Here is a 21,984-nt window from a genome sequence, read left to right on the forward strand (position 1 = left end):
ACGAAGTGAAAACATCAGCCCTGCTTGCAAGCGGCTGAGGCGTTGATTTGCCAACCAAGGCAAAGATCGACCCGCACATCGCAGCCTGTGCCCATAGGCTGACTGGAAGCTCAAACAGCACCGTGCCAATTCGCACCGCCCTAGCTGTGCTCACGGCCACCACAGCCCTTGTGCTGACAGGGCTTTGGGTTGGCTATAACGTCAACATGCTGCCCCTGGGCGCCAGCAGCAACGCATCCACCTACGACGATCTATTTAAGGTTTTGTTCAGCATTGGCACCGTGCTGTTTCTCGGCATCGTGATCCTGCTGGTTTACAGCTTGTTTCGATTTAGGCGCCGCAGCGGCGATGTGAGTGATGGGCTGGCAATAGAGGGAAATCTGCCCCTGGAGATTGTTTGGACAGCAATCCCCGCAGTGGTTGTTTTGTTTGTCGGTCTATACAGCTACGACATTTATGAGCGGATGGGCGGTATGGCCACGCTCAACGATCACATGACTATGGATCACGGGGCCATGCAGCAAGTCAGTGTTAAGGAAGGGGATGCGGCTGGCCGGGTTTGGGGTGGTATTGGCGTAGCCGGCATGGACGCAGCGCCTGCTGGTCCGGTTTTACCTGTTGAGGTAACCGCTATGCAATTTGCCTTCATTTTTCACTATCCAGGCTCAGACATAACCAGCGGCGAACTGCATGTGCCCACCGGTCAACAGGTGGAGTTGCGCATGGAAGCCCGTGACGTAATCCATGCCTTCTGGGTGCCCCAGTTCCGTCTCAAGCAGGACGTAATTCCAGGCCAGCCAACCGTGCTCTCCTTTACAGCCACTCGGGCTGGCACCTATCCGATCATCTGCGCCGAGCTCTGCGGGCCTTACCACGGCGGCATGCGCTCCAACGTGGTAGTGCACGAGCCCGATGCCTACGACAACTGGTTGCAGCAGAACACCCCCAACCGCACCACCACCTGACGACCCGCCATGACTCTCGCCAACCCAAGCGATTTCGACGGCAACCTGCAACCCCAAGGCTGGCTGCGCTACTTCAGTTTCAGCCTGGATCACAAGGTGATTGGGCTGCAGTATTTGGTTTGTGGCTTCATCTTCTATTTGATCGGCGGCGCCCTAGCTGGGGTTATTCGCACGGAACTGATCAGTCCAATATCTGATTTTGTCAGCCGTGAGACCTACAACGAGGTGCTCACCCTGCACGGCACGGTAATGATCTTTCTTTGGATCGTGCCAGTCGTGAATGGCGCCTTCGGCAATTATCTGATTCCCTTTTATGTGGGCGCCAGAGACATGGCTTTCCCCCGTCTCAACGCAGTGGCCTTCTGGCTGATTCCACCTGCGGGCATTCTTCTTATAAGTAGTTATTTTATTGCTGGAGCGGCTGCCCAATCCGGCTGGACCGCCTATCCACCCCTAAGCCTCACCACCCCAGCGGCAGGCCAAGTGGTGTGGATATTGAGCGTGCTTCTGCTTGGTGGCAGTTCGATTTTTGGCGGCATCAACTTCATTGCCACCATCCTGAAGCTGCGGCGACCTGGGCTGAAGCTGATGATGCTGCCCATGTATTGCTGGGCGATGCTGGGCACCAGTATTTTAGTTGTGCTGTCGACGCCAGTACTGGCAGGCACCCTAATTCTGCTCAGTTTCGACATCATTGCCCACACCGGATTTTTCAACCCAACGATGGGTGGAAACGTAGTGGTTTATCAACACCTTTTTTGGTTCTATTCCCATCCGGCTGTATATATCATGGTGCTGCCAGCCTTCGGGCTCGTCAGCGAAATACTTCCCATCCACGCCCGCAAACCTCTTTTTGGTTACACCACAATGGTGTATTCGATCATGGCGATCGTTTTCCTTGGCCTAATTGTTTGGGCTCACCACATGTTCACCAGTGGCACACCGCCGTGGATGCGCCTGTTTTTCACGATTGCCACCTCCTTTATCGCCGTTCCAACCGGCATCAAATTCTTCAACTGGTTGGCGACTTTGTGGGGCGGCAAGATTGCCCTTAATTCGGCGATGTTGTTTTCATGCGCCTTCATCGTTAATTTTGTATTCGGCGGCATCACTGGCGTAGCTCTGGCCCAAGTGCCTTTTGACATTCACGTTCACGACACCTATTTCGTAGTGGGTCACTTCCATTACATTGTTTACGGGGGCACGGTGTTTGTTATTTTCGGATCTTTGTATCACTGGTATCCGAAATTCACCGGTCGCCTGCTCAACGAGGACCTGGGGAGGCTCCACTTCCTGCTCACTTTTGTTGGTTTCAATCTCTGCTTCGCCCCCCAGCACTGGCTCGGCTTAAATGGCATGCCTCGTCGGGTTGCCGAATACGATCCCGCCTTCACCACCCTTAACCAGGTGAGCAGCGTGGGCGCCCTGTTGATGGCGATCAGCACCCTGCCACTGCTTATCAACGTGGTGGTTACGGCGATAAACGGCAAAGAGGCTGGTGACAACCCTTGGAATGCCCTTACATCTGAGTGGCTCACCAGTTCGCCGCCACCGGTTGAAAACTGGCACGGCGAGGCACCACTAGTTACCGAGCCCTACGGCTACGGCCAGCACCAGGAGACAAAAGCGTGACCAGCACCACACCCCTACAGGATTCAGTCGCCATTGAGGCTGGCCACAGCCCAGCTGGTGAGGGCCACGGAGATTTCCGCCTATTTGGCCTGGCCACCTTCTTAGTGGCAGATGGCATGACCTTCGCCGGTTTTTTTGCCGCCTATCTCACTTTCCGGGCCGTGAATCCGCTGCCGGAAGGGGGGATCTATGAGCTCGAATTGCTGCTACCCACCATCAACACGGTGGTTTTGATCATCAGCAGCTTCACCTTTCACCGCGCCGGCAAGGAATGCCGGGCCGGACAGCTGGGGGCCAGCCGCCTCTGGCTGGCAATCACTGGTGGCCTGGGCGCGATTTTCCTGGCGGGTCAGATGGTCGAGTATTTCAACCTGCCCTTCAGCCTCACCGACAACCTTTTTGCCAGCACCTTTTACGCCTTAACAGGCTTCCACGGCCTACACGTGACTCTTGGCGTGATTTGTATCGCCATCGTTGCTCTGCAAACTCGCAAGGGAGGACGCATCAGCGCCAGCGACCACTTCGGCCTAGAAGCGGCTGAGCTCTATTGGCATTTCGTTGATGGCATCTGGGTTGTGCTCTACGGAATCCTGTATCTGCTCTGAGGCTCCAAGTCGTCAACCGCTGGCACGGATGGCGATTTCCTCGCGTACCGGGCACAATCAGTACATATATCTGCCCAGCGCAGGCCTTTTACATGGCGGCCAGGAACGGCGACAGCCCCGCGGACATGCTGGAAGGCAAGGCCCTTCTTGATCGGGCCCGCGCCCTGAGCAACCGCCCAGAGGACGAAATCGCCCGGGGCTGCGGCTACGTGGGTCCGAGCGGACGGGTGCTGAAAAAAAGTTTTTATCGAGCTTTGGTGGCTGCCAAGGGCTACCCGGTACCAAACAGCGTTAGCCGAACCGCCAGCAGCGGCCAAGGCAAGGGACGGCAAGCTGATTTCCGCACCCGGGTGCATGGCAACGGAAACCTGCTGATCGGCCACGCCTATACCCGCAGGCTGGGTTTGGAGCCGGGCCAGGAATTTCGGATCGAGATCAACCCAGACAACGGCTCGATCAGCCTGCTACCGCTCGAACCACAAGATCCCTAGACCCCTCTCCCCTGTCGCTCCTGCTCAGTCGTCGCCGTGGAAGCTGGCGCTGAAGGCGAGCAAGTCAATACCGCTGAACAGGAAGCTGATTCCAACCAGCACCCCAATCACCCAGAGCAGTCCCCATGCCTGCATGGTCACGATCATCACGCCGAGGATCAGGGTGACGATGCCGTTAAGCAAGCCCCAACCCCAGCCACTCACCCGTGTGTGACCGAGGGCCACAAGCATCGAAACCACGCCTTCGAGGATGAAAACGATGCCGATGGCAAAGGCCAGACTGGCCACCACCACGCCGCCCTCGAGCGGACCGCCGCGGAACTGCTGAATCATCCAGGCCCCCACCACGATGAAGAGGGTGGAAATCACCAGCCGCGAAAAGCAATACCAGCGTCCCAACTGGCGGGAGCGGGCCAGGTTGCTTACCCAACCCACGATGCCGCCCACCAGAAAGCCCACCGCCACGATCACAGCGATCCAGGCGGAAGCCAGCACCGGGAAGATCAGGGCCAGCACCCCAAGTACCAGCATCAACACCCCCTCAAACAGGGTGAAGGCCTTCAATCCCTCGCCTTTGGCCGAAAACAGACCTGAGCCCATCGGTATGGCAGCAACATCACCTGGACGGTAGTCACGCCAAGCGCAGACGTCAGATCCAGCCGTGATCAGCCAGCCAGGGGGCATTGATCGGCTCGGCCGCGCCGCTGGGGCCGGTGGCAGCCAGCAAACGCTCGGTGTATTTGGCCAGTAGGTCGGCCTCCAGGTTGACCCCATCCCCCACCGCCAGCTGCGCCAGGGTGGTGCTGGCCCAGGTGTGGGGGATCACGGCAATCCAGAAACCAACACCATCGGGGTCGCAGCCGGCCACTGTCAGGCTGATTCCATCCACCGCCACACTGGCCTTTTCGCAGACATAGCGGCCGTAGGCGGGGTTGTGCCAGGCCAGCTCCAGGCGCCAGGAGGCGGCCTGGCGGGCGATGGCTCGCACCACCCCGAGCCCATCCACATGGCCGCTCACCAGGTGGCCACCAAGCCGGTCGGCCAGGCGCAGGGCCGGCTCAAGATTCACCCTGCCGCCCCGGTCTGCCTTGGCCGCCAAGGTGGTGCGGCCCAAGGTTTCCTCGCTGACATCGGCGCGAAAGCCATCGGCCAGCCGCCCAGCCACGGTGAGACAAACCCCATCCACCGCCACGCTGTCGCCCAGGGCCAGGCTGGCAGGGGTCCAAGTAGCCCCAGGGGCAGCAGCCCACTGCAGTTGAACCCCGTGGGGAGAGCGGCGGATCACGCCTGTGGCCTGCACCAGCCCGGTAAACATCTGCTTTCCAGCCCAGGGCGATAATCCTCGCCATAATCGGCTAAAGGGCAGCGCTGAGCCATGGTTGAAATGCGCGTTGCCGGAATTGCCCTCGATGCGGCCAGTCGCAGCCCGATCGTTTTGCTACGCGATCCATCGGGCCGGCGCCAGGTGCCGATCTGGATCGACCAGGCCCAAGCCCAAAACATCTTGGCGGGACTCAGCGAAGAACCACCGACCCGACCCCTCAGCCACGACCTGATGGCCGACCTGATCGACGCTGGGGGTTTGCAGCTCGACCGGGTTGTAATTCACACGATCGAAGACAGCACCTTCCGCGCCGTGCTGAAACTCAGCCCCGCTAGCGATGGGGAAGCTGGGGCGCCTGGCGACCAAACAGCTGCCTCAAGCATCGAACTCGACGCCAGGCCTAGCGATGCCATCGCCCTAGCCCTGCGCACCGGCAGCAGCATCTGGATGCTTGAAGAGGTCGTGGCTGATGCCTCCATCCCGGTGGATGCGGAGGCCGACGCCCAGGAGCAGGACAATTTCCGCCGCTTCCTGGACAGCACCAGCCCTGCCGACCTGGTGCGCCACCTCAAACAGGCCCACCCCAAAGCCGACCAACCTGGGGATGAACCAACAGCCTGAAAACCGGCTGCGGCGCCCCTACGGCGCCGGGCCGGCGGTGTCGGCCTTCAGCTTGGGCACGATGCGGGCCCTGGGCAGCCCCGCCCAGATGGAAGCGGTGCTTAGGGCAGCCCTGGCCGCCGGCATCAACCACCTGGAAACAGCCCCTGCCTATGGACCCGCCGAAACCTTCCTGGGCCAGGCCCTGGCGGCCCTGCAACGGGACAACCTGGGCCCCTCAGACGGCTGGCGCATCACCAGCAAACTGCTGCCCGGCCCCGACCTGGCCACCGGCCAGGGGCAATTGCGCTCAATCCTGGCGCGCCTTGGCGTGGCCCAGCTCTCCAACCTGGCCGTGCACGGCCTCAACCGCCCCGAGCACCTGGAGTGGGCGATTAAGGGGCCCGGCGCCGACCTGCTGACCTGGGCCAAAGACGAAGGACTGGTGGGCCAGGTGGGCTTCAGCAGCCACGGCACGCCCGAGCTGATCGAAGCCGCCCTGAGCTCGGGGAGCTTCACGTTCTGCAGCCTGCATGTGCACCTGTTTGACCAGACCCTCCTGCCCATCGCCCGCGCCGCCCTGGCCCAGGGAATCGGCGTGCTTGCCATCTCCCCGGCCGACAAGGGCGGGCGCCTCTACGACCCACCAGCGGAGCTGCTGGCCGACTGCGCCCCGTTTCACCCCCTGGAGCTGGCCTATCGCTTCCTGCTCGATCAGGGGATCTCCACCTTGAGCCTGGGGGCTGAGCAGCCGGAAGACCTGGCCTGGGCCGCTGCCATCGGCGGGCCCTCGCCCTGGCTGAGTGCTGCGCAACGCTCAGCCCTGCAGCGCCTGGACGTCGCCGGCCGCGAGCGCCTGGGGGCGGAGCGCTGCGGCCAGTGCCGCGCCTGCTTGCCCTGCCCCAACGGCGTGCCGATCCCCGAACTCCTGCGCCTGCGCAACCTGGCCGTGGGCCACGGCATGGAGGCCTTTGCCCAGGAGCGCTACAACCTGATCGGCCGCGCCGGCCACTGGTGGGAGCAGCTCAACGCCGAGGCCTGCCGCGCCTGCGGCGCCTGCCTGCCCCGCTGCCCCCACGAGCTGCCCATCCCCGAGCTGCTAGCCGACACCCACCGGCGCCTGAGCGCCGCCCCCCGCCGCCGCCTTTGGGGCTAGGGCCTGGGGGCGGCCGCATCCCAGAGGTTCTGCTGGGCCAGCTGCTGGGGCACGGAAAGGGGTGGCAGGCTCCAGCAGCGCTGCAGCAGGCCATCTCCAGGCAGCAGCAGGGCTGCTATCGACTCGGGAAAGCGCCGCGCTACCGGCGCCAGATCAGCCTGGGGCAGGGGCGGCACCCAGCCGCGGGCCAGCAGCCCTTCCAGCTGGGGCTGCTCCAGCACTGCACCGAGCCACTCCAGCGGTGGTGGCGCTGACTGTGCAGCACCGGCAGGTCGCAGCAGCAGTTGCCAGCTGAGGGGCGCGCCGCTGTCGGGCCAGATCACCGCCAGGCGCTGGTCGCGGCGCAGCAGGGGAATCAGGCGCTGCAGGGGCAGCACCGCCGCCTCAGCATCACCGCTGAGCAGCAGATTGAGGCCGTCACGGTCGTCGTAGGCGAGGGCTTGGGCCCGCAACCGCTCCAGCCGCTCAAAATCGCCGCCCATGATCTCCAGGCTGATGCGAGGGCTGGAGGGCAACACCAACCGGCCACGCAGGCTGGGATCAAGCAGCAACTGCCAGCCCTCCTCGCGACGGGCGGCCAGGTCGGGGCGGCTGCGCAGGGCGATCACCCAGGGGCTGTAGGCCCAGGGGAAGGCCAGCTGCGCCTCACCCACCGGACCATAAAGACGGGCCACCGGGGCACTGAAGGCGGCCAGGCGAGCCCAGAGCCGCGGCGCCTCAAAGGACTGAAGTTGCTGCCGGCTCAGGCCACTGGCCCAGCCGTCACTCAGGGCAACCAAACCAGGAGCAACCAAGCCAGGGGCCGGCCTTTGGCCCAGCTCACGCACGACTTTTTGCACAGCAGCGGCATCAGCCACTTGGCGTGTCCGCCAGGGGGCGGGCAGTTGCTTCAGCCAGGCGGCTGGCAGGTCTGCTTCTGCCAGCAGCAGCTCGGGGCCAGGGGCGGAGCGGCAGGCGGCCAGCAGGCCAGCGCCAGCTCCCACCCCTAGCTGCAGCAGCCGGCGACGGGAGAGCACAGCGGGAGTGAATGCCATGGCAGCGACCCTAGGCACCGAGCTCCAGACGGCAGGCTGCGTCGCAGGCCTCAGCCAGGGCCCCTGGCTGCCGGCCCGCCAGCTGCCAGAGCAGGGCCAGGCCGCCGGCCCCCACCCCCTCCTTGACGTAGCCGCGCTCGTAGTCGCGTAGGGCGGCGCTGCTGCAGCCATGGAAGCGCAGAGCCGCCACCTCCAGCCTCGGCCGCACCTGCCAGCGGGCACCTATGCGCTCCAGCAGCAGGGCCAGGTTGCTGCCAGCTTCCTCGGCCACCCAGGCGGTGGTGGCCACCACCAAACGATCCGCCAGGGCTGGCCGCTGGCCTGGCTCAGCCAGGGCTAGGGCCAGGGCCAGCACCGCCGCCATCTGGCTGCCACCGGCCAGCAGCACCGGCGTACCGCGGGCCGCCGCCGCCCCCACCAGCCCAGCAGCGAAGGCCTGCATTGGATCCCCCAACGCCGCCAACACGTTTAGGGGGTCCGCAAATGCTGGGGGATGCGCAACTCCCGTCAGATCTGCCGCCTCAAAACTCGCTGCAGCCAAACCCTGAGCCACGAGGGCCGCCTTCAGGCCATGGGCCGGTTGGCGCAAGCTGCCGCTCACTAAACCCGCCGCTGCCACCCCCAGGCCCTCGAGCACCGCCAGGGCCGTGGTGGTGCCTCCTGGCACACATTCGGCCAGCAGCAACGGCTCGGCCGGATCCCAGCGCCTGCCCCAGGCGCTGCCGCGCTGCACCAGGGCCGCCACCCTGGCTGGGGCAAGGGCCTGGCCCGTGCTGAGGCAGCGGGCCGGGCCGACACTCTCCAGCCCCGGCAGGCGCAGGTGCGGCACCGCCGCCGCAATCGCACAGCCCAGATCGAGCACCCGGGTGCGCTCCAACAGCCCCAGCTGACTCAACACCACGTGGCTGATCAGGGCCGGGCTGACCCCCGCCGGCAGGGGCGGCAGGGCATGGCAGCGGCGACCACCGGGGCCCAGCAGCAGCAATTCGGCATCGGCGGCCGCCGTGCCCAGCCGGGACTGGGGCGATGCCCCGGCAGCGGAAATCCCAGGCACCGCAGCCGTATCGGTGGCGGCGAGCAGCAGCAGAGTGCGGCTGCGGCACCAGCCCTGCTCCAGAGCCTGGGTCCAGGAATCAGGGGCCATCAGGCCGCTTAGAGGGTGGCATCAGAGGGGGTCAAGGGCCACCAGGGCCCGAAGGGAATCTGGGGGCTCTGGGATGGGGGAATGCAGGCGCGGAAAGATCCAGTAGGCCACCGCATGCAGGGCTAGCACCACGATCACGTTCTGCACCCACACCAACGCCAGCGCAGCCAGCTGCACCTGGGCCAGCTCGATCGATGCCGCCAAGCCCAGCCAGCCAGCCAACTTCTCCAATAAACCAGCAGCCGCCGTGGTGATCAGCACCCAAAGGTTCTCGCCCACCAAAACCGAGAGCACCGCCACCCTCACCAGGAAGCCAGCTGCACTGATCAGGCTGCCAACACCCCAGCTCAGCCACCAACTGGAACGCCAACCGGCCCTGGCCCGCCAGCACCAGCCCAGCCACAGCGCCAGCAAGCCATAGGGGAAAACCACCAACGGCCCCCGGATCGGACCCATCAGGGCGACCAGCAATAGGGCGGTCACAACCAGTCCCTCCACGGCACAGCGCCAGCCATGACGCAACTGCAACAGGGCCAGGGGCAGGGGCAGGGCCAGCCGAAATAGGGGGCTGCCCACCGGCAGGTAGTAGAGCGCCACCCACAGCAGGGCGGTGGCGGCGGCGAGATAGGCCGTATCCATCAACTGGCGGGCCTGGCCGCGGTTGAGTTGGCGCCGGGACGACATCAGCGCGGTGCCGGCGCCGGTGTGACCGTGGGGGCAGGCGCCGGCGTGGCAGCAGCTCCGACCCGCTCAATCATCTCCACCTCAAAACTGACCCCCGCCGCCCGCAAGGCTTCTGTGACCGCTTCCGCCGGGGCAGCGGGATCGGCGGAGGGCAGCTGGATCGTGATGCGATAAGGGGCTGGCTTACTGGGATTGACGGCTGCCGCCTTGGCTTCCACGGGCCTGGGCTCAGCCTTTTTGGGGGAGACAGCAGTGGGGGCAGCAGCTTTTGAGGCGGGAGTGGCGGTAGCTGGATTAGGGGTAGGAGAGACCGGCTGAGCGGGCTGGGCCGGGGGCGCTGAGAAGCTGCGGGCCAGCTGGTCGCCGAAGCGGGTGCCACTGCAGCCAGCAAGCGCTAGGGCGCAAAGCAGCGACCCAAAGGTGCGGCCGGCGCCTGCCATCAGCTGTCCGCCGCCCTGATCACCCGCACGGCACTGGCGCGCAAGCGGCCGGTCTTGGTGGTGGCGGGAGCTTTCTTTGCCGCAGGAGCCTTAGCTGCCGGTTTAGTGGCTGCTGGCTTTTTGGCTCCCGGCTTCCTGGCAGCAGCTTTGCCGCTAGCGGCCTTAGCGGCCAGCAGCTCAACCGCCTGCTCCAGGGTGATGGTGTCGGCGGTGGTTCCCTCCGGCAGCGAAGCATTCACCTTGCCCTGCTTGACATAGAGGCCGTAGGGACCGTCAAACAGTTGGATCGCCTCGTCGGCGCCCTCGGGGACACCGATGTCCTTGAGGGCCGTGCGGCCGCCACGGCCCTTCTTGGGCATGGCAAACAGCTCCAAGGCTCGCTCAAGTCCAACCACCAGTACGTCGTCCTCCGCCTTAAGGGAGCGGTAGTCCTTCTCGCCTTTGCCCTTGTGGTGCACCACGTAGGGGCCAAAGCGACCGAGACCCGCCTCCACCCGACCGCCCTCCGGGTGGTCGCCAAGCTGGCGGGGTAGCCGCAACAGGGCGATGGCATCCTCCAGGGTCAGCTCCTCGGGCTTGGCGCCTTTGGGCAGCGAAGCCCGCTTCGGTTTGGGGTTCTCGTCACTCACCTGGCCCCGTTGCACGTACGGCCCGTACTGGCCAAACAGCAAGTACACCTGCTCACCGCTTTCCGGGTCATCGCCAAGGGACTCAGGCCCATCGGCCTTTTGCCTCAGGATCAGCTCCGCCTTTTCGGCATCGAGATCGGCAGGGGTGATCTCCTGGGGCAGTGTGGCCTTGAGCAGCTCCTCGGTGCCGTCTTCAGCTACGCGCTTGGTTTCCAGGTAGGCGCCGAAGCGGCCGATGCGCACCACGCAGGGCAGGCCCTCCAGCTCAACGGTGCGGGACACGCCGGGGTCGATATCACCCTCCCGCTGCTGCACCTGGGTTTCCAGGCCCTTTTCTCCCTTAAAAAAGCTCTCCAGATAAGGCAGCCACTGCACCTGACCGTGGGAGATCTCATCGAGGGTGTTCTCCATCCGGGCCGTGAAACTGGTGTCCACCAGATCCGGGAAGTGCTCCTCCAGCAGGGCCGTCACGGCAAAAGCCGTGAAGCTGGGGGTGAGGGAGTTGTTGGCGAGGGTGGCGTAGCCGCGATCAACGATCGTGCCGATGATCGAGGCATAGGTGGAGGGGCGACCGATGCCCTCCTTCTCAAGCATCTTCACCAGGGCAGCCTCGCTGTAGCGAGCGGGGGGCTGGGTTTGGTGGCCCAGGGCCTCCACCGCCTTGCAGGCGGGGCTGTCGCCCACCTTCAGGGCCGGCAGCAACAGCTCCTGACCTTCAAGGGCCGCATCGGGATCGTCGCTGCCCTCGACGTAGGCGCGAAAGAAACCGGCGAAGTCGATGCGCTTACCCGAGGCCCGGAAGTGGGCTGGGCCCAGGGCGCCGCCATCGGCCTGCAGTTCAACGGCGAGCATGGTGAGGCGGGCATCAGCCATCTGGCTGGCCACGGTGCGCTTCCAGATCAGCTCATAGAGGGCCAGATCCTTGCCATCTAGACCTGTGGCGTTTGGGGTGCGGAACGCCTCACCGGCTGGGCGAATCGCCTCGTGGGCCTCCTGGGCGTTGCGGGCCTTGGTGGAAAACTGGCGGGGGCTGGGGCTGAGGTAGTCCTTGCCGTACTTCTCGCTGACGCAGCTGCGGGCTGCGTTGATCGCCTGGTCGCTGAGGTGCACCGAGTCGGTGCGCATGTAGGTGATGAAACCGCGCTCGTAGAGGCCCTGGGCCGTGCGCATGGTTTCCCGGGCCGAGAGCCGCAGCTTGCGGTTGGACTCCTGCTGCAGGGTGCTGGTGGTGAAAGGCGGCACGGGCTTTCGCACCGTGGGCTTCTCCTCTACGGAGGTCACCTGCCAGGGATTGGCTTGCACCTGGACCTGGAGCTGGCGGGCCTCGGCCTCGCTCAGCAGCCTCACCTTGCTGCCGGCCTTAAGGGCGCCGGTGCTCTCATCGAAGTCGGAGCCTCCGGCGATGCGCTCCCCCTTCAAATGGCTGAGCTTGGCCTCAAAGCCAGCTTCGCCCTGCTCCAGCCGGGCCTTGAGGTCCCAGTAGCTGCCGCTGCGGAAAGCCCGGCGGGCCCGCTCGCGCTGCACGAGCAGGCGCACTGCCACCGATTGAACCCGGCCGGCGCTCAGCCCCCACGCCACCTTTTTCCACAGCAGCGGCGAGAGGGTGTAACCCACCAGCCGATCGAGGATGCGCCGGGTTTCCTGGGCATGCACCAGCTCCATATCGAGGTCGCGGGTGTCCTCGAGAGCCCGGCTGATGGCCTCTTTGGTGATCTCGTGAAACACCATGCGCTTCACCGGCACCTTGGGGCTGAGCAGCTGCAGCAGGTGCCAGCTGATCGATTCCCCCTCCCGATCTTCGTCAGTGGCCAGCAGCAGCTGGTCGGCGCCCTTGAGGGCATCCTTGAGCTCCTTGACCACCTTTTTCTTGTCCTTCGGCACCACGTAGAGGGGCTCGAAGTTGGCGGCGGTGTTGACGCCGAGATTGGCCCACTTCTCACCCTTGTGAGCCGCCGGAATCTCACTGGCGTTATTGGGCAAGTCGCGGACGTGCCCCATCGAGGCTTCCACCTTGAAGTCCTTGGGAAGGAAGCCGCGGATGGTGCGGGCCTTCGTCGGACTTTCAACAATGACCAGGGTGTGACCCACAGACCAGCGCCTTACCGCTTCCCTCTTTATCGCATCAAGCGCCCAAGTTGACAGCCAGGCGCAGCTACAGTCACCGACATCACAGCTCCCACCTCGCGGTCCCCTCGCTGATGTTCCTGCTGGGCGCCCTCTCTTCCGTGGCCGATGCGATCGGCAGTGGTGCCGGAACGGGAGGATTAAATCTCCAGCTCAACGCTGGCGCCATCGCCCCGGAGGCGGCGGTGCTGATCGCGCTGCTCACCTGCCTGCTGGTGGATCTCGCTGGCGAAAAGGCCGCCAGCCGCTGGGTGCCACCGATTTGTTATGCCGGCCTGGGCAGCGCCCTGGTGCTGCTTGCCCTGCAGTGGAACACCCCCGACCTGCAGCCCGCCTTCGTGGGCTCCTTCCTGGCGGACAACCTGGCGATTGCCTTCCGAGCCGTGGTGGCGGCCTCCACCTTGATTTCACTGCTGCTCAGCTGGCGCTACGTGGAGCAGAGCGGCACACCGGTGGGTGAGTTCGCCGGCATTCTGCTGGCTGCCACCCTCGGCGCCATGTTCCTATGTGGCGCCACCGATCTAGTGACAATTTTCGTGTCCCTGGAAACTCTCTCTGTGTCTAGCTATTTGCTGGCCGGTTACATGAAGAGGGATGCCCGTAGCTCCGAGGCAGCACTGAAATATTTGCTGGTGGGTTCGGCCGCCGCGGCTGTATTTCTCTACGGCGCCTCCCTGCTTTACGGCCTCACCGGCGGCGCCACCGGCCTCGACGCCGTAGCCCTGGCCCTGCGCACCAGCGCCTCGCCCGTTACGGCTCTAGCCCTGGTTTTCGTGCTGGCCACGGTGGCCTTCAAGATCGCAGCGGTGCCCTTCCACCAATGGACCCCCGACGTCTACGAAGGCTCGCCAACGCCGGTGGTGGCCTTCCTTTCGGTGGGCTCCAAGGCCGCCGGCTTTGCCCTAGCCCTGCGCATCCTGGTGGGCTGCTTCGAGAGCTTTGATGCCCAGTGGAAGCTGCTGTTCACCGTGCTTGCGGTGCTCAGCATGGTGCTGGGCAACGTGGTGGCCCTGGCCCAAACCTCGATGAAACGGATGCTGGCCTACAGCTCCATCGGCCAGGCCGGCTTCGTGATGATCGGCCTGGTGTGCGGCACCGAAGACGGCTTCGCCGCGATGGTGCTCTACATGGCGGCCTACCTGTTCATGAATCTGGGCGCCTTCGCCTGCATCATCCTGTTCTCGCTGCGCACCGGCTCCGACCGCATCGCTGATTACGCCGGCCTTTATCAAAAGGATCCGCTGATCACCCTGGGGTTAAGTCTCTGCCTGCTTTCCCTAGGTGGGATACCACCGATGCTGGGCTTCTTCGGCAAGATTTATTTATTTTTTGCCGGCTGGGCCGATCACCAATACCTGCTGGTGGTGGTGGGTCTGGTCACCTCGGTGGTATCGATCTACTACTACATCTCAGTGATCAAGATGATGGTGGTAAAAGAGCCCCAGGAAGCTTCAGACGTGGTGAAGGCTTACCCGGCGATAAATTGGTCTGTGGCTGGCCTGCCTGCCCTGCGCACCGCCCTTGTGGGCTGCGTGATTGTCACCGCCGTGGGTGGCATTCTCTCCAACCCCCTGTTCACCTGGGCCAGCCAGGCTGTTACCGGCACGCCGATGCTCGTTCAGGCCATTGGTTGAACACGGGTTATTTATTAAGAACAGGGCAGCGATTTGATGGGGGATCCCGTTGCCCAACTTCAGGGCGTAGACAAGGTTTATGGCAGCGGCGAGATGGCCGTTAAGGCCCTCGATGGTGTGGATCTCACTGTCAATAGAGGGGATTACTTAGCCGTGATGGGAGCGTCCGGCTCCGGCAAAAGCACGGCCATGAATATTCTCGGCTGCCTCGACCGCCCCTCCAGCGGCAGCTACCGGCTCAACAACACCCCGGTGGAAGACCTCAGCGATGACCAGCTCGCTGATTTGCGCAACCGCGACCTGGGCTTTGTGTTTCAGCAGTTCCATCTGCTGCCCCAGTTGAGCGCCCTCGACAATGTGATCCTGCCGATGGTTTACGCGGGGGTGCCTGCGGCTGAGCGGCGCCAACGGGCCCAGGCCGCCCTCGAGCGGGTGGGGCTGGGTCAGCGGCTAAATAACAAGCCCAATCAGCTCTCGGGCGGCCAGCAGCAGCGGGTAGCCATAGCCAGGGCGATCATCAACCAGCCCGCCCTGCTGCTGGCCGACGAGCCGACCGGGGCCCTGGATTCCCAAACCACCGCCGAAGTACTCGACATCTTCGATGCCCTGCATCGCGGCGGCATGACCGTGGTGATGGTTACCCACGAAGACGACGTGGCTGCCCGGGCCGAGAAAATCGTGCACTTCCGCGACGGCCGGATTCTGGGCTGACGGATCCTCAGCTAAGGGAGCGTGGCCGCTCCAATCTCTCTAATAGCTGCCCCATCAACAGGGCGATGGCATCGCTGCCGGCGGCCCCCTTGCCCGGGTCTAGATCACCAGGATCAACCGCCACCCAGCCGCCGTCGCCGGGCAGCCGCAACTCGAAGTGCAGATGGGGTCCGCTGCTCAAGCCCGTGCTGCCGACCCGACCTATTACCTCGCCCTGACGCACCCGATCACCCTCCTTGACGTAGAGCTCGCTAAGATGGCCGTAGAGGGTGCGGCGCCGCGGCCGGTCGTGTTCGACCTCAACCGCCAGGCCATAGCCACCCGCCAGGCCACTGCTCACCACCAAGCCGCCCAGGGCTGAAACCACTGGCGTGCCCTCTGGAGCCGCCAGATCGCGTCCCGCGTGCATCAGCCAGCTGCCCAGGATCGGGTGCAGCCGGTAGCCGAAGTTGCTGCTGGTGATGGCCGAACCAATTAAGGGAAACAGCAGCTTGCGGTTGCCGTTGCCACCGATCGGAGCCGGGCGGGGCGTGACCCCAAAGACATCTGCAAGGCGAAAGCTACCGCCAGCGCCGGCCAGCAGGGCCGAAACCGGCACCGTGAGAGGCGGCAGCAAGCGACCTTCGCCGTCATAGCGGCCAAATTCAGGGCCAGCATTACCAGCGCCTGCTACTCCAGCATTTAGGTCCTTGTTGGTACGGCCGCGCCAGCGCACTACCAAGCCACTGCTGCACTCCTGCTGGGAAAGGGCGCCGCTGCTGCAGGCCTGCTGGTGGGCCGGCACGTTGAAGGGGGTCGTGCCGGTGCCCGAACGAATCAGGGCCCGCTCCACCGGACTAACCACCCCATCACGCACCAGCTCATCGAGGGAGGCATCAAAACGGGTCGGCGGCCGGCTCTGCAGGGCAGCCGGATCGGGACGCAGCGGCTGGGCCAGGGGCACGGACGGTGGCGCTGGCGGCATCTCGATTGCCGGCTGGGGATTGGCTCCAGCGGCAGCAGGCGAAGGGGCAAGGCCAGGACTGAGCTGGTCTTGCCCCCAGGCCAGGCCCACTCCCAGCAGGGGGGCTGCCATAAGGGGCAGCATCCCCACCAGGACCCGGCCACGGCCCCGGCGCAGGGGGCTTGGGGCAGCAGAATTTAGGGGGGCTTGCCCCGGTGGCTGGCGATCGCGCATAGGCGCCATTGTAAAAATCCTGCCTAACCGTGGCCTTGCCGAAGGAACGGCCTCAGAAGTGGCGCTGGAGGGCCAGCTCCCGCCCCTGCCGGCCGAGGCGCAGGCGGCCATCGGCATGCAGACCCAGCACCTGCCAAAGCTCACCGTCGTGCAACCAGCCCGCCCCAGGGCGCCACAGCCGGGCCTCGGCGGCAGCGCGCACCTGGCAAGGCTGCTGGGCATGGGCCGCAGCCCATTCCAGGCCGGCAAGCACCCTGGGCAACAAGCGCTCTGGCCGCGCCAGGGGGTGGCCCTGGCGGCAGCCGAGGGCCTCTGCCACCGACAGGGCTCCAGGCGGCACCCGGTTGCAACCATTAAGACCAACCCCAACCTGGGCAGCGCGGATCCGCTGACCCCGCAAGCGCATCCGGGGCAGCAACCCCGCAATTTTGCGATCCCCCACGAGCAGATCGTTGGGCCACTTGAGTTGCACCGAAAGCCCCAGGGCCTCGAGCTGCTGGGCCAGCCCCACCGCTACCGCAAGGCCCAGGGAGGCCGTTCCAGGCAAATCCCCAGCCCAAGGAATGGCCGCACTGAGCCAGATCCCGCCCGCCGGCGATAACCAGGGCCGCCCCTGCTGACCGTGGCCAAAACGCTGGCGCCGAGCTGTTACCGCCAGCCGCTGCAGCGACATGCCTGCGGCCTGGCGCCGCTCCAGCCAGCGATCAAGTTCGATCTCGGTGCTGGCACACACCGGCAGGCGGCGCAACTGCCAGCTCAAAGGGTGGCCAGCCAGGCACCGATGCGGGCCGCACCAGCCTCGAGGTCAGCCACCGGATGCACTAGAGCAAGGCGCAGCCAGCCCTCCCCTCCGGGGCCAAAGCCATTGCCAGGCGTCAGGGCCACACCGGTGGCCTCGAGCAGGGCTGCACAAAAATCTTCGCTGCCCCAGCTGCGCTGGCGCGCCTGGGGCGGCAACTCCAACCACAAATAAAGCGCCATTGAGGGCCGCCGCACCGGCCAGCCCACCGCCTCAAGGGCGTCAGCCATGCGATCGCGCCGCAGCCGATATTCCTGCCGCAACTGACCAGGCCAATTCGGAGCCTGCTCAAGGGCCGCAATCGCCCCGGCCTGCAGGGCCAGGGACTGATTGAAATCCACCACCCCCTTGAGCTGGCGCAAGGCGCTGATCAACCACTCGGCACCGATGGCGAAAGCAAGCCGGTAGCCCCCCAAACACCAGCCCTTGGAAAAGGAGAAAAACTCAATGCCGCAGTCGCGCCAATGGGGTGCTCGCAACAGGGCTGGCGCATCGCCATCGAGGGCCAGATCCACGTAAGGGTTGTCGTGGGCCAGCACCAGCCCATGGCGAAAGGCCCTTTCCGCCGCTTCATCCAGCCAGACCTGCTGGCCCGTAGTGGCAGTGGGGTTGTGGGGGTAGCCGAGCACCATCAACTTCAAGTCGTCCCACTGCTCTGGGCTGAGGGCATCAAAATCCGGTCGCCAGCCCGCCTCGGGATCGAGCGGCAACAACACCGGCTCAGCGGAAGCCAGGTGTAAGCCACCCAGGTGGGAGGGGTAGCAGGGGTCGAGCAGCAGGGCCCGATCACCCGGGTTGAGCACCGCTAGGGGCAGGTGAGCCGTTCCCTCCTGGGAACCCACCAGCAACAGCACCTCCGTCTCCGGATCCACCTTCACCCCAAAGCGACGCTGGGCCCAATCGGCCACTGCCGAGCGAAAGGGCAGGGTTGCTGCGTGAAGGCAGTAGGAGGCGCTGGCGGGCTGACCAAGCTGGGCAGCGATCGCCTCGATGGCCGCCTCGGGGGGTTGCAGATCGGTGGAGCCGAGTGAGAGATCGAGCAGTGGGGACAAACCCCGGCTGGCGGCACGAGATGCGTAGGCAGATTTGCGCTGGTCATTGCGGGCGAAAACGCCGCTGCCAAGACGCGACAGGCGCTCAGATATGGGCATCCACAAAAGCCTGTAGCTGCGGTTTGGCCATGGCACCCTCGTGGCGTGCCAGTTCCTTGCCATCTCGGAACAAGATCAGGGCGGGCAGTCCCTGGATCTGCAAGCCATCGCGAATCACTGGGTTGGCGTCTGCCTCGAGCTTGCCCACCACCAGGCGACCCGCATATTCAGCAGCCATCCACTCCATCATTGGAGCCATCAGCCGGCAGGGACCGCACCATTCGGCCCATACATCCACCAACACGGGCGTAGAACAATCGGTCACCTCAGCTTGGAAATTGGCATCGGTGAAATGAGCGACAGACACGACAGCAGCCCTTAAAAACGTATGCGTACGGCGATTGTATGGAGCGGGGCAGCCGGCCGGAGACGAACTGCCAAGCCGCTCAAAGTTTGTCGATCGAACGCTTGAGCTCCTCGAGCTCCGGGTCTACCTCGCTCACCTTTACCGGCTCGAGCTGGGGAGCAGCTGAGCTTCCCAGGGGCAGGGATACCGGTGTCCCACCGGCGAGGCGATTTTTCAAAGCCGCCAATTCATCGTCAACCTCGGGGGCCCCTTCAAGGGCCGCAAACTGACTCTCCAGATCTGCTCCAGCCAGCTCAGCGGCGGCCTGGCTGCGAGCCTCCAGGGTCTGCACCTTTTCCTCCATGCGCTCAAAGGCGGCCATGGAGCTGTTGGTACCGAGGCTGCCCACGGCGCTCTGCAGCTGCTCCTGAGCCTGGGCCGCCTGGGCCCGGGCCTTGAGCATGTCCTTTTTAGTTTTGGCCTCAGCGATCCTGCTCTCAAGTGACACTAAGCTCTTTTTGAGCTGGTCCACCTGACCCGCCTGGCTCTGCAGCTGGGCGTTGAGGGCAGTGGCGGTGTCCTGGCAGGTTTTGCGGCGCCCTAGGGCTTCGCGGGCCAGGTCTTCCTCACCCTTCTTGAGTGCCAGTTCAGCGCGCTCATACCACGTCTTAGCCTGGGAATCGGCCTGCTCGGCCTGGTTCTGGATGCGCTTTTGGCTAGCGATAGCAGTAGCCACCGCCTGGCGAAGCTTGATCAGGTCCGACTGCATGTCGGCCACCGATTGATCCAAAATCTTGGAAGGGTCCTCCATCGCGCCTACCGCCGCATTGGCGTTGGCGCGGATCAGGCGGCTGAGGCGGTCAAAGAAGCCCATCGGAGGCTGCAGGGGCAAGGCTTGAGGTTAGCCAGGGTTTGGCTTGATTCACCAGCGGGATTGCCGCACCGCCGATAGGGTCAAGCCATGGCCAAGGCCCCCCGACAGCAAACCCGCCAACTCGGCAATCTGAGCCTGCTGATGCCGCCACCCCGGCAGCCCGCCAGCGCCCTGGCCAGCTGCCTGCGGGAATTGGAGCAAAGCTGGCAGCAGGGCGGACACCTGGCAGCCCTATGGCAGGCCTGGCCCCGCATCGCCGGCGCCCAGCTGGCACCCCACTGCCGGCCCCTGCGGCTGCACAGCGGCCTGCTCACCGTGGGCGCCGCCCCTGGCCCCTGGCTGCAGGCGCTCCAATACAACCGCCACCAACTGCTGGGGGCCCTACGCGCCAACGGCTTCACCGTGCGCGACATACGCCTGGAGCAGCACCACCCCAGCGCCGCCGTAGCCCCCGGCCGCCAGCAGGAGGAAGAGGTGTGGAGCGTCCATCCCAGCCGGGTGGACGTCCACGGCATGGCTAGCTGTCCCCGCTGCACCAGCCCGGCCCCCGCCGGTGAGATGGCCCGCTGGGGCCATTGCAGTTTCTGCCGGCAAAAGCAGCTGACCCACTCTTTAGATGGCGCGCAGCCTCAGTAGCGCTCGGGGCGCTGCAGCCGCCAGTCGGCGGCCACCCCCTGCCGCTGCAGCTGGGCCGCCCGCTGCTCCAGGCGACTGCGCTCCAGGCGCCAGAGGGAATAGATACCGCGGCGACTCAATAGCTGGGGTTTAAGTCCCTGCCAGTGGGGCTGGGCAGCGGTGCCGGAATCAATCACCACCAACACACTTGGCTGCTGCGCCGACGTGCTGGCGGGTTGGCCTGGGCGGCTCTCATGCCGCAGGCGATCGGCCAGGTTCAACAGGTGCTGGGGCTCATCACCCTCGAAGATCACCACCCGGCGGCTGTAGTAATGCAGCGAGGGTTTGAGCATGCCGAGCATCGCCAGCGGCTCGCTGGGCCGGCGGGCGGAGCGGGTCTCAGCCGCGAGCTCCCGCACTGGGGCGGCCCGCAGCCGATCCCCCAACTCCACCAGCGGCAGCAACACGGCCGGCACAAATGCAGCCAGCGGCAGCTGCAGGGCCAGCAGGCCCGACAGAGCGTCCTTGCGCCAGCCTGCCCAGGCCCCCAGCAGCAGGGCTAGGGCCCAGAAGGCCGCGGCCAGGGGCACCCAGGGCCCGGCCAACAGCTCAGCCCCCAGGCTGGGCATCTCGGGGGCCTCAATCAGCGGCAGCCAAAGGGGGCCTGCCGCGAAGACCCCGGCCAACCCCGCCGTGAGCAGCAGGCTCAGCCCCCAGGCCCAGCGCCGGCCCCGCTGAGCAGCAAGGGCCACCAGCAGGCCCGCCGCCGGTGTGGCCGGCAGCCAGTAGCTGGGCAGCTTGGTGGCGGCCGCAGTGAAAAACAGAAACACCGCCAGCAGCCAGCAGGCGGCAAAGCGCTGCAGGGAGAGCTCGGGCGCCAGCGGCTCCGCCGGCACCCAGCGCCAGCGCAGGCGCCCCAGGCCCTGGGCCAGCCCCAGCAGCAACAAGGGCATGACCGGCAAGCTGGCGATCACCAGCACGGGCATGAAGAACCACCAGGGAGCCTGGTGGTTGTTCACCACCGCGGTGAAGCGCTGAAGATTGTGATAGCCAAAAAAGCTCTGCCAGAACGGTTCTCCCTCCACCAGCAGCGCCAGTCCATACCAAGGCAGCGCCACCAGGGCGGTGAGTGCCAGTCCAGGCAGGGGCCGCAGCCGCGCCCACAGCCCGCCCAGATCCGCCTGCAGCCAGCCAAATAAAAGGAGGGTGAGCCCCAGCAAAAGCACCGCCACCGGCCCCTTGGCCAGCACCGCCAGCCCCAGCACCAGCCAGGCCTGCCACCAGCGGCGCCCGCCTGCGGCGTAGCAGCGCCAGCTCAGCAGCAGGCTGAACCCCAGACACCCAGCCAGTAGAGCATCACTCACGGCGATGCGGCCCCACACCAACGCCAGGGGCGAAAGGCCATAGGCCAGGGCGGCCGCCAGCGCCGTGGCCCCTGGGGCCCGGGAGCGCTGGGGCCAGCGCAGCAGCGTGTGGGCCAGGCCCAGCATCAGCGCCACGCTGGCCAGGGCCGAGGGCAGCCGCGCCGCCCAGGTGCCCAGGGGGTTCCAGGCCTGCTGCCCCGGCAGGGCATAGAGGGCCCCCATCAGCCAATACACCAGCGGCGGCTTGTCGTAGCGGGGCAGGCCGTTGACCCGGGGAATCAGCCAGTCGCCCGTTTCAGCCATCGCCCGCGCGGAGGCGGCGAACAGCGGCGGTGTTTCATCCACTAGCCCCGTGCTGCCGAGCTGCCACACGAACAGCAGCAAGCCGATCGCCAGGGTGCCGAGCAAGACGAGGCGATGGCGGGTCAGCGTGGCCGGTGGCGGCTCAGCGCTTAGCAGATCTGGCGTTAAGCGCTGTGGCAGAGGGCGTTTTGCCGAAGCATTCAACGTACTGAAGCGACGTGCGACCGCTGGTGGCAAGCCGG

At 65.3% G+C, this 21,984-nt stretch carries 22 protein-coding genes; 9 read left to right on the forward strand and 13 right to left on the reverse strand.

Annotated features, from left to right (window positions below):
* Positions 1-122: 122 nt before the first annotated feature.
* From KBZ22_RS06315 to KBZ22_RS06330, 4 genes are all read left to right on the forward strand, one after another.
* On the forward strand, positions 123-965 hold the full coding sequence (locus KBZ22_RS06315) for a cytochrome c oxidase subunit II (RefSeq protein ID WP_396111765.1): 843 nt from the start codon (positions 123-125) through the stop codon (positions 963-965).
* A 9-nt stretch (positions 966-974) separates the two neighbouring features.
* Positions 975-2,597 (forward strand): cytochrome c oxidase subunit I, encoded by a 1,623-nt coding sequence (gene ctaD / locus KBZ22_RS06320; RefSeq protein ID WP_255021451.1) that lies wholly within the window; start codon positions 975-977, stop codon positions 2,595-2,597.
* The gene (locus KBZ22_RS06325; RefSeq protein WP_396111767.1) at positions 2,594-3,202 is read left to right on the forward strand and encodes a heme-copper oxidase subunit III; all 609 of its coding nucleotides are present in this window, start codon (positions 2,594-2,596) and stop codon (positions 3,200-3,202) included. The genes ctaD and KBZ22_RS06325 overlap by 4 nt, the downstream gene beginning before the upstream one ends.
* Positions 3,203-3,327: 125 nt before the next feature.
* On the forward strand, positions 3,328-3,693 hold the full coding sequence (locus tag KBZ22_RS06330; protein WP_254941327.1) for an AbrB family transcriptional regulator: 366 nt from the start codon (positions 3,328-3,330) through the stop codon (positions 3,691-3,693).
* Positions 3,694-3,717: 24 nt separating this feature from the next.
* Here KBZ22_RS06330 and KBZ22_RS06335 read toward each other — a convergent pair whose 3' ends face one another.
* Positions 3,718-4,293, reverse strand: a complete 576-nt coding sequence (locus KBZ22_RS06335; RefSeq protein ID WP_255021452.1) for an HdeD family acid-resistance protein — start codon at positions 4,291-4,293, stop codon at positions 3,718-3,720.
* Positions 4,294-4,342: 49 nt separating this feature from the next.
* Positions 4,343-5,008 carry a riboflavin synthase gene (locus KBZ22_RS06340; RefSeq protein WP_254996853.1) on the reverse strand — a complete coding sequence of 222 codons (666 nt, stop codon included), beginning with the start codon at positions 5,006-5,008 and terminating at the stop codon, positions 4,343-4,345.
* A gap of 60 nt (positions 5,009-5,068) precedes the next feature.
* On the opposite strand from KBZ22_RS06340, the gene KBZ22_RS06345 reads away from it, so the two are divergent.
* Positions 5,069-5,638, forward strand: a complete 570-nt coding sequence (locus tag KBZ22_RS06345; protein ID WP_255021453.1) for a bifunctional nuclease family protein — start codon at positions 5,069-5,071, stop codon at positions 5,636-5,638.
* A 61-nt stretch (positions 5,639-5,699) separates the two neighbouring features.
* Complete coding sequence (locus KBZ22_RS06350; protein WP_255021513.1) at positions 5,700-6,773, forward strand: aldo/keto reductase; 1,074 nt, start codon at positions 5,700-5,702, stop codon at positions 6,771-6,773.
* On the opposite strand, the gene KBZ22_RS06355 is transcribed toward KBZ22_RS06350, so the two are convergent.
* The 5 genes from KBZ22_RS06355 to topA are packed head-to-tail and all read right to left on the reverse strand — an operon-like array spanning position 6,770 to position 12,792.
* Entirely contained in the window at positions 6,770-7,807 is a 1,038-nt protein-coding gene (locus KBZ22_RS06355; RefSeq protein ID WP_255021454.1) for a twin-arginine translocation pathway signal, read from the reverse strand. The genes KBZ22_RS06350 and KBZ22_RS06355 overlap by 4 nt on opposite strands.
* 10 nt (positions 7,808-7,817) lie before the next feature.
* Complete coding sequence (locus KBZ22_RS06360; RefSeq protein WP_255021455.1) at positions 7,818-8,951, reverse strand: nicotinate-nucleotide--dimethylbenzimidazole phosphoribosyltransferase; 1,134 nt, start codon at positions 8,949-8,951, stop codon at positions 7,818-7,820.
* 21 nt (positions 8,952-8,972) lie between these two features.
* Positions 8,973-9,635, reverse strand: coding sequence for a DUF2232 domain-containing protein (locus tag KBZ22_RS06365; protein WP_254960145.1), 663 nt, complete (start codon positions 9,633-9,635; stop codon positions 8,973-8,975).
* The gene (locus KBZ22_RS06370) at positions 9,635-10,075 is read right to left on the reverse strand and encodes a hypothetical protein (RefSeq protein WP_255021456.1); all 441 of its coding nucleotides are present in this window, start codon (positions 10,073-10,075) and stop codon (positions 9,635-9,637) included. Before KBZ22_RS06370 ends, KBZ22_RS06365 begins: the two co-directional genes overlap by 1 nt.
* Positions 10,075-12,792 (reverse strand): type I DNA topoisomerase, encoded by a 2,718-nt coding sequence (gene topA / locus KBZ22_RS06375; protein ID WP_255021457.1) that lies wholly within the window; start codon positions 12,790-12,792, stop codon positions 10,075-10,077. Before topA ends, KBZ22_RS06370 begins: the two co-directional genes overlap by 1 nt.
* 110 nt (positions 12,793-12,902) lie before the next feature.
* Here topA and KBZ22_RS06380 point away from each other — a divergent pair, with 110 nt between their 5' ends.
* Positions 12,903-14,462, forward strand: a complete 1,560-nt coding sequence (locus KBZ22_RS06380) for an NAD(P)H-quinone oxidoreductase subunit N (RefSeq protein ID WP_106501433.1) — start codon at positions 12,903-12,905, stop codon at positions 14,460-14,462.
* Positions 14,463-14,498: 36 nt separating this feature from the next.
* Positions 14,499-15,173, forward strand: a complete 675-nt coding sequence (locus tag KBZ22_RS06385) for an ABC transporter ATP-binding protein (RefSeq protein WP_255018740.1) — start codon at positions 14,499-14,501, stop codon at positions 15,171-15,173.
* 7 nt (positions 15,174-15,180) lie between these two features.
* Here KBZ22_RS06385 and KBZ22_RS06390 read toward each other — a convergent pair whose 3' ends face one another.
* From KBZ22_RS06390 to KBZ22_RS06410, 5 genes are all read right to left on the reverse strand, one after another.
* Positions 15,181-16,359 (reverse strand): M23 family metallopeptidase, encoded by a 1,179-nt coding sequence (locus KBZ22_RS06390; protein ID WP_255021458.1) that lies wholly within the window; start codon positions 16,357-16,359, stop codon positions 15,181-15,183.
* A 43-nt stretch (positions 16,360-16,402) separates the two neighbouring features.
* Positions 16,403-17,110, reverse strand: a complete 708-nt coding sequence (locus tag KBZ22_RS06395; RefSeq protein ID WP_254941288.1) for a biotin--[acetyl-CoA-carboxylase] ligase — start codon at positions 17,108-17,110, stop codon at positions 16,403-16,405.
* Positions 17,107-18,300, reverse strand: coding sequence for an aminotransferase class I/II-fold pyridoxal phosphate-dependent enzyme (locus KBZ22_RS06400; protein ID WP_255021459.1), 1,194 nt, complete (start codon positions 18,298-18,300; stop codon positions 17,107-17,109). Before KBZ22_RS06400 ends, KBZ22_RS06395 begins: the two co-directional genes overlap by 4 nt.
* The gene (locus KBZ22_RS06405) at positions 18,287-18,607 is read right to left on the reverse strand and encodes a thioredoxin domain-containing protein (protein WP_255021460.1); all 321 of its coding nucleotides are present in this window, start codon (positions 18,605-18,607) and stop codon (positions 18,287-18,289) included. The genes KBZ22_RS06400 and KBZ22_RS06405 overlap by 14 nt, the downstream gene beginning before the upstream one ends.
* 79 nt (positions 18,608-18,686) lie before the next feature.
* On the reverse strand, positions 18,687-19,460 hold the full coding sequence (locus KBZ22_RS06410; protein WP_255021514.1) for a PspA/IM30 family protein: 774 nt from the start codon (positions 19,458-19,460) through the stop codon (positions 18,687-18,689).
* 87 nt (positions 19,461-19,547) lie between these two features.
* Here KBZ22_RS06410 and KBZ22_RS06415 point away from each other — a divergent pair, with 87 nt between their 5' ends.
* The gene (locus KBZ22_RS06415) at positions 19,548-20,096 is read left to right on the forward strand and encodes a DUF721 domain-containing protein (RefSeq protein ID WP_255021461.1); all 549 of its coding nucleotides are present in this window, start codon (positions 19,548-19,550) and stop codon (positions 20,094-20,096) included.
* On the opposite strand, the gene KBZ22_RS06420 is transcribed toward KBZ22_RS06415, so the two are convergent.
* On the reverse strand, positions 20,090-21,847 hold the full coding sequence (locus tag KBZ22_RS06420) for a glycosyltransferase family 39 protein (RefSeq protein ID WP_255021462.1): 1,758 nt from the start codon (positions 21,845-21,847) through the stop codon (positions 20,090-20,092). The genes KBZ22_RS06415 and KBZ22_RS06420 overlap by 7 nt on opposite strands.
* Between the last annotated feature and the right edge of the window lie 137 nt (positions 21,848-21,984).

Origin of the sequence: Cyanobium sp. L1E-Cus (assembly GCF_024345755.1) — a bacterium.
In the GTDB taxonomy this organism is placed as follows: Bacteria; Cyanobacteriota; Cyanobacteriia; order PCC-6307; family Cyanobiaceae; genus Cyanobium_A; species Cyanobium_A usitatum.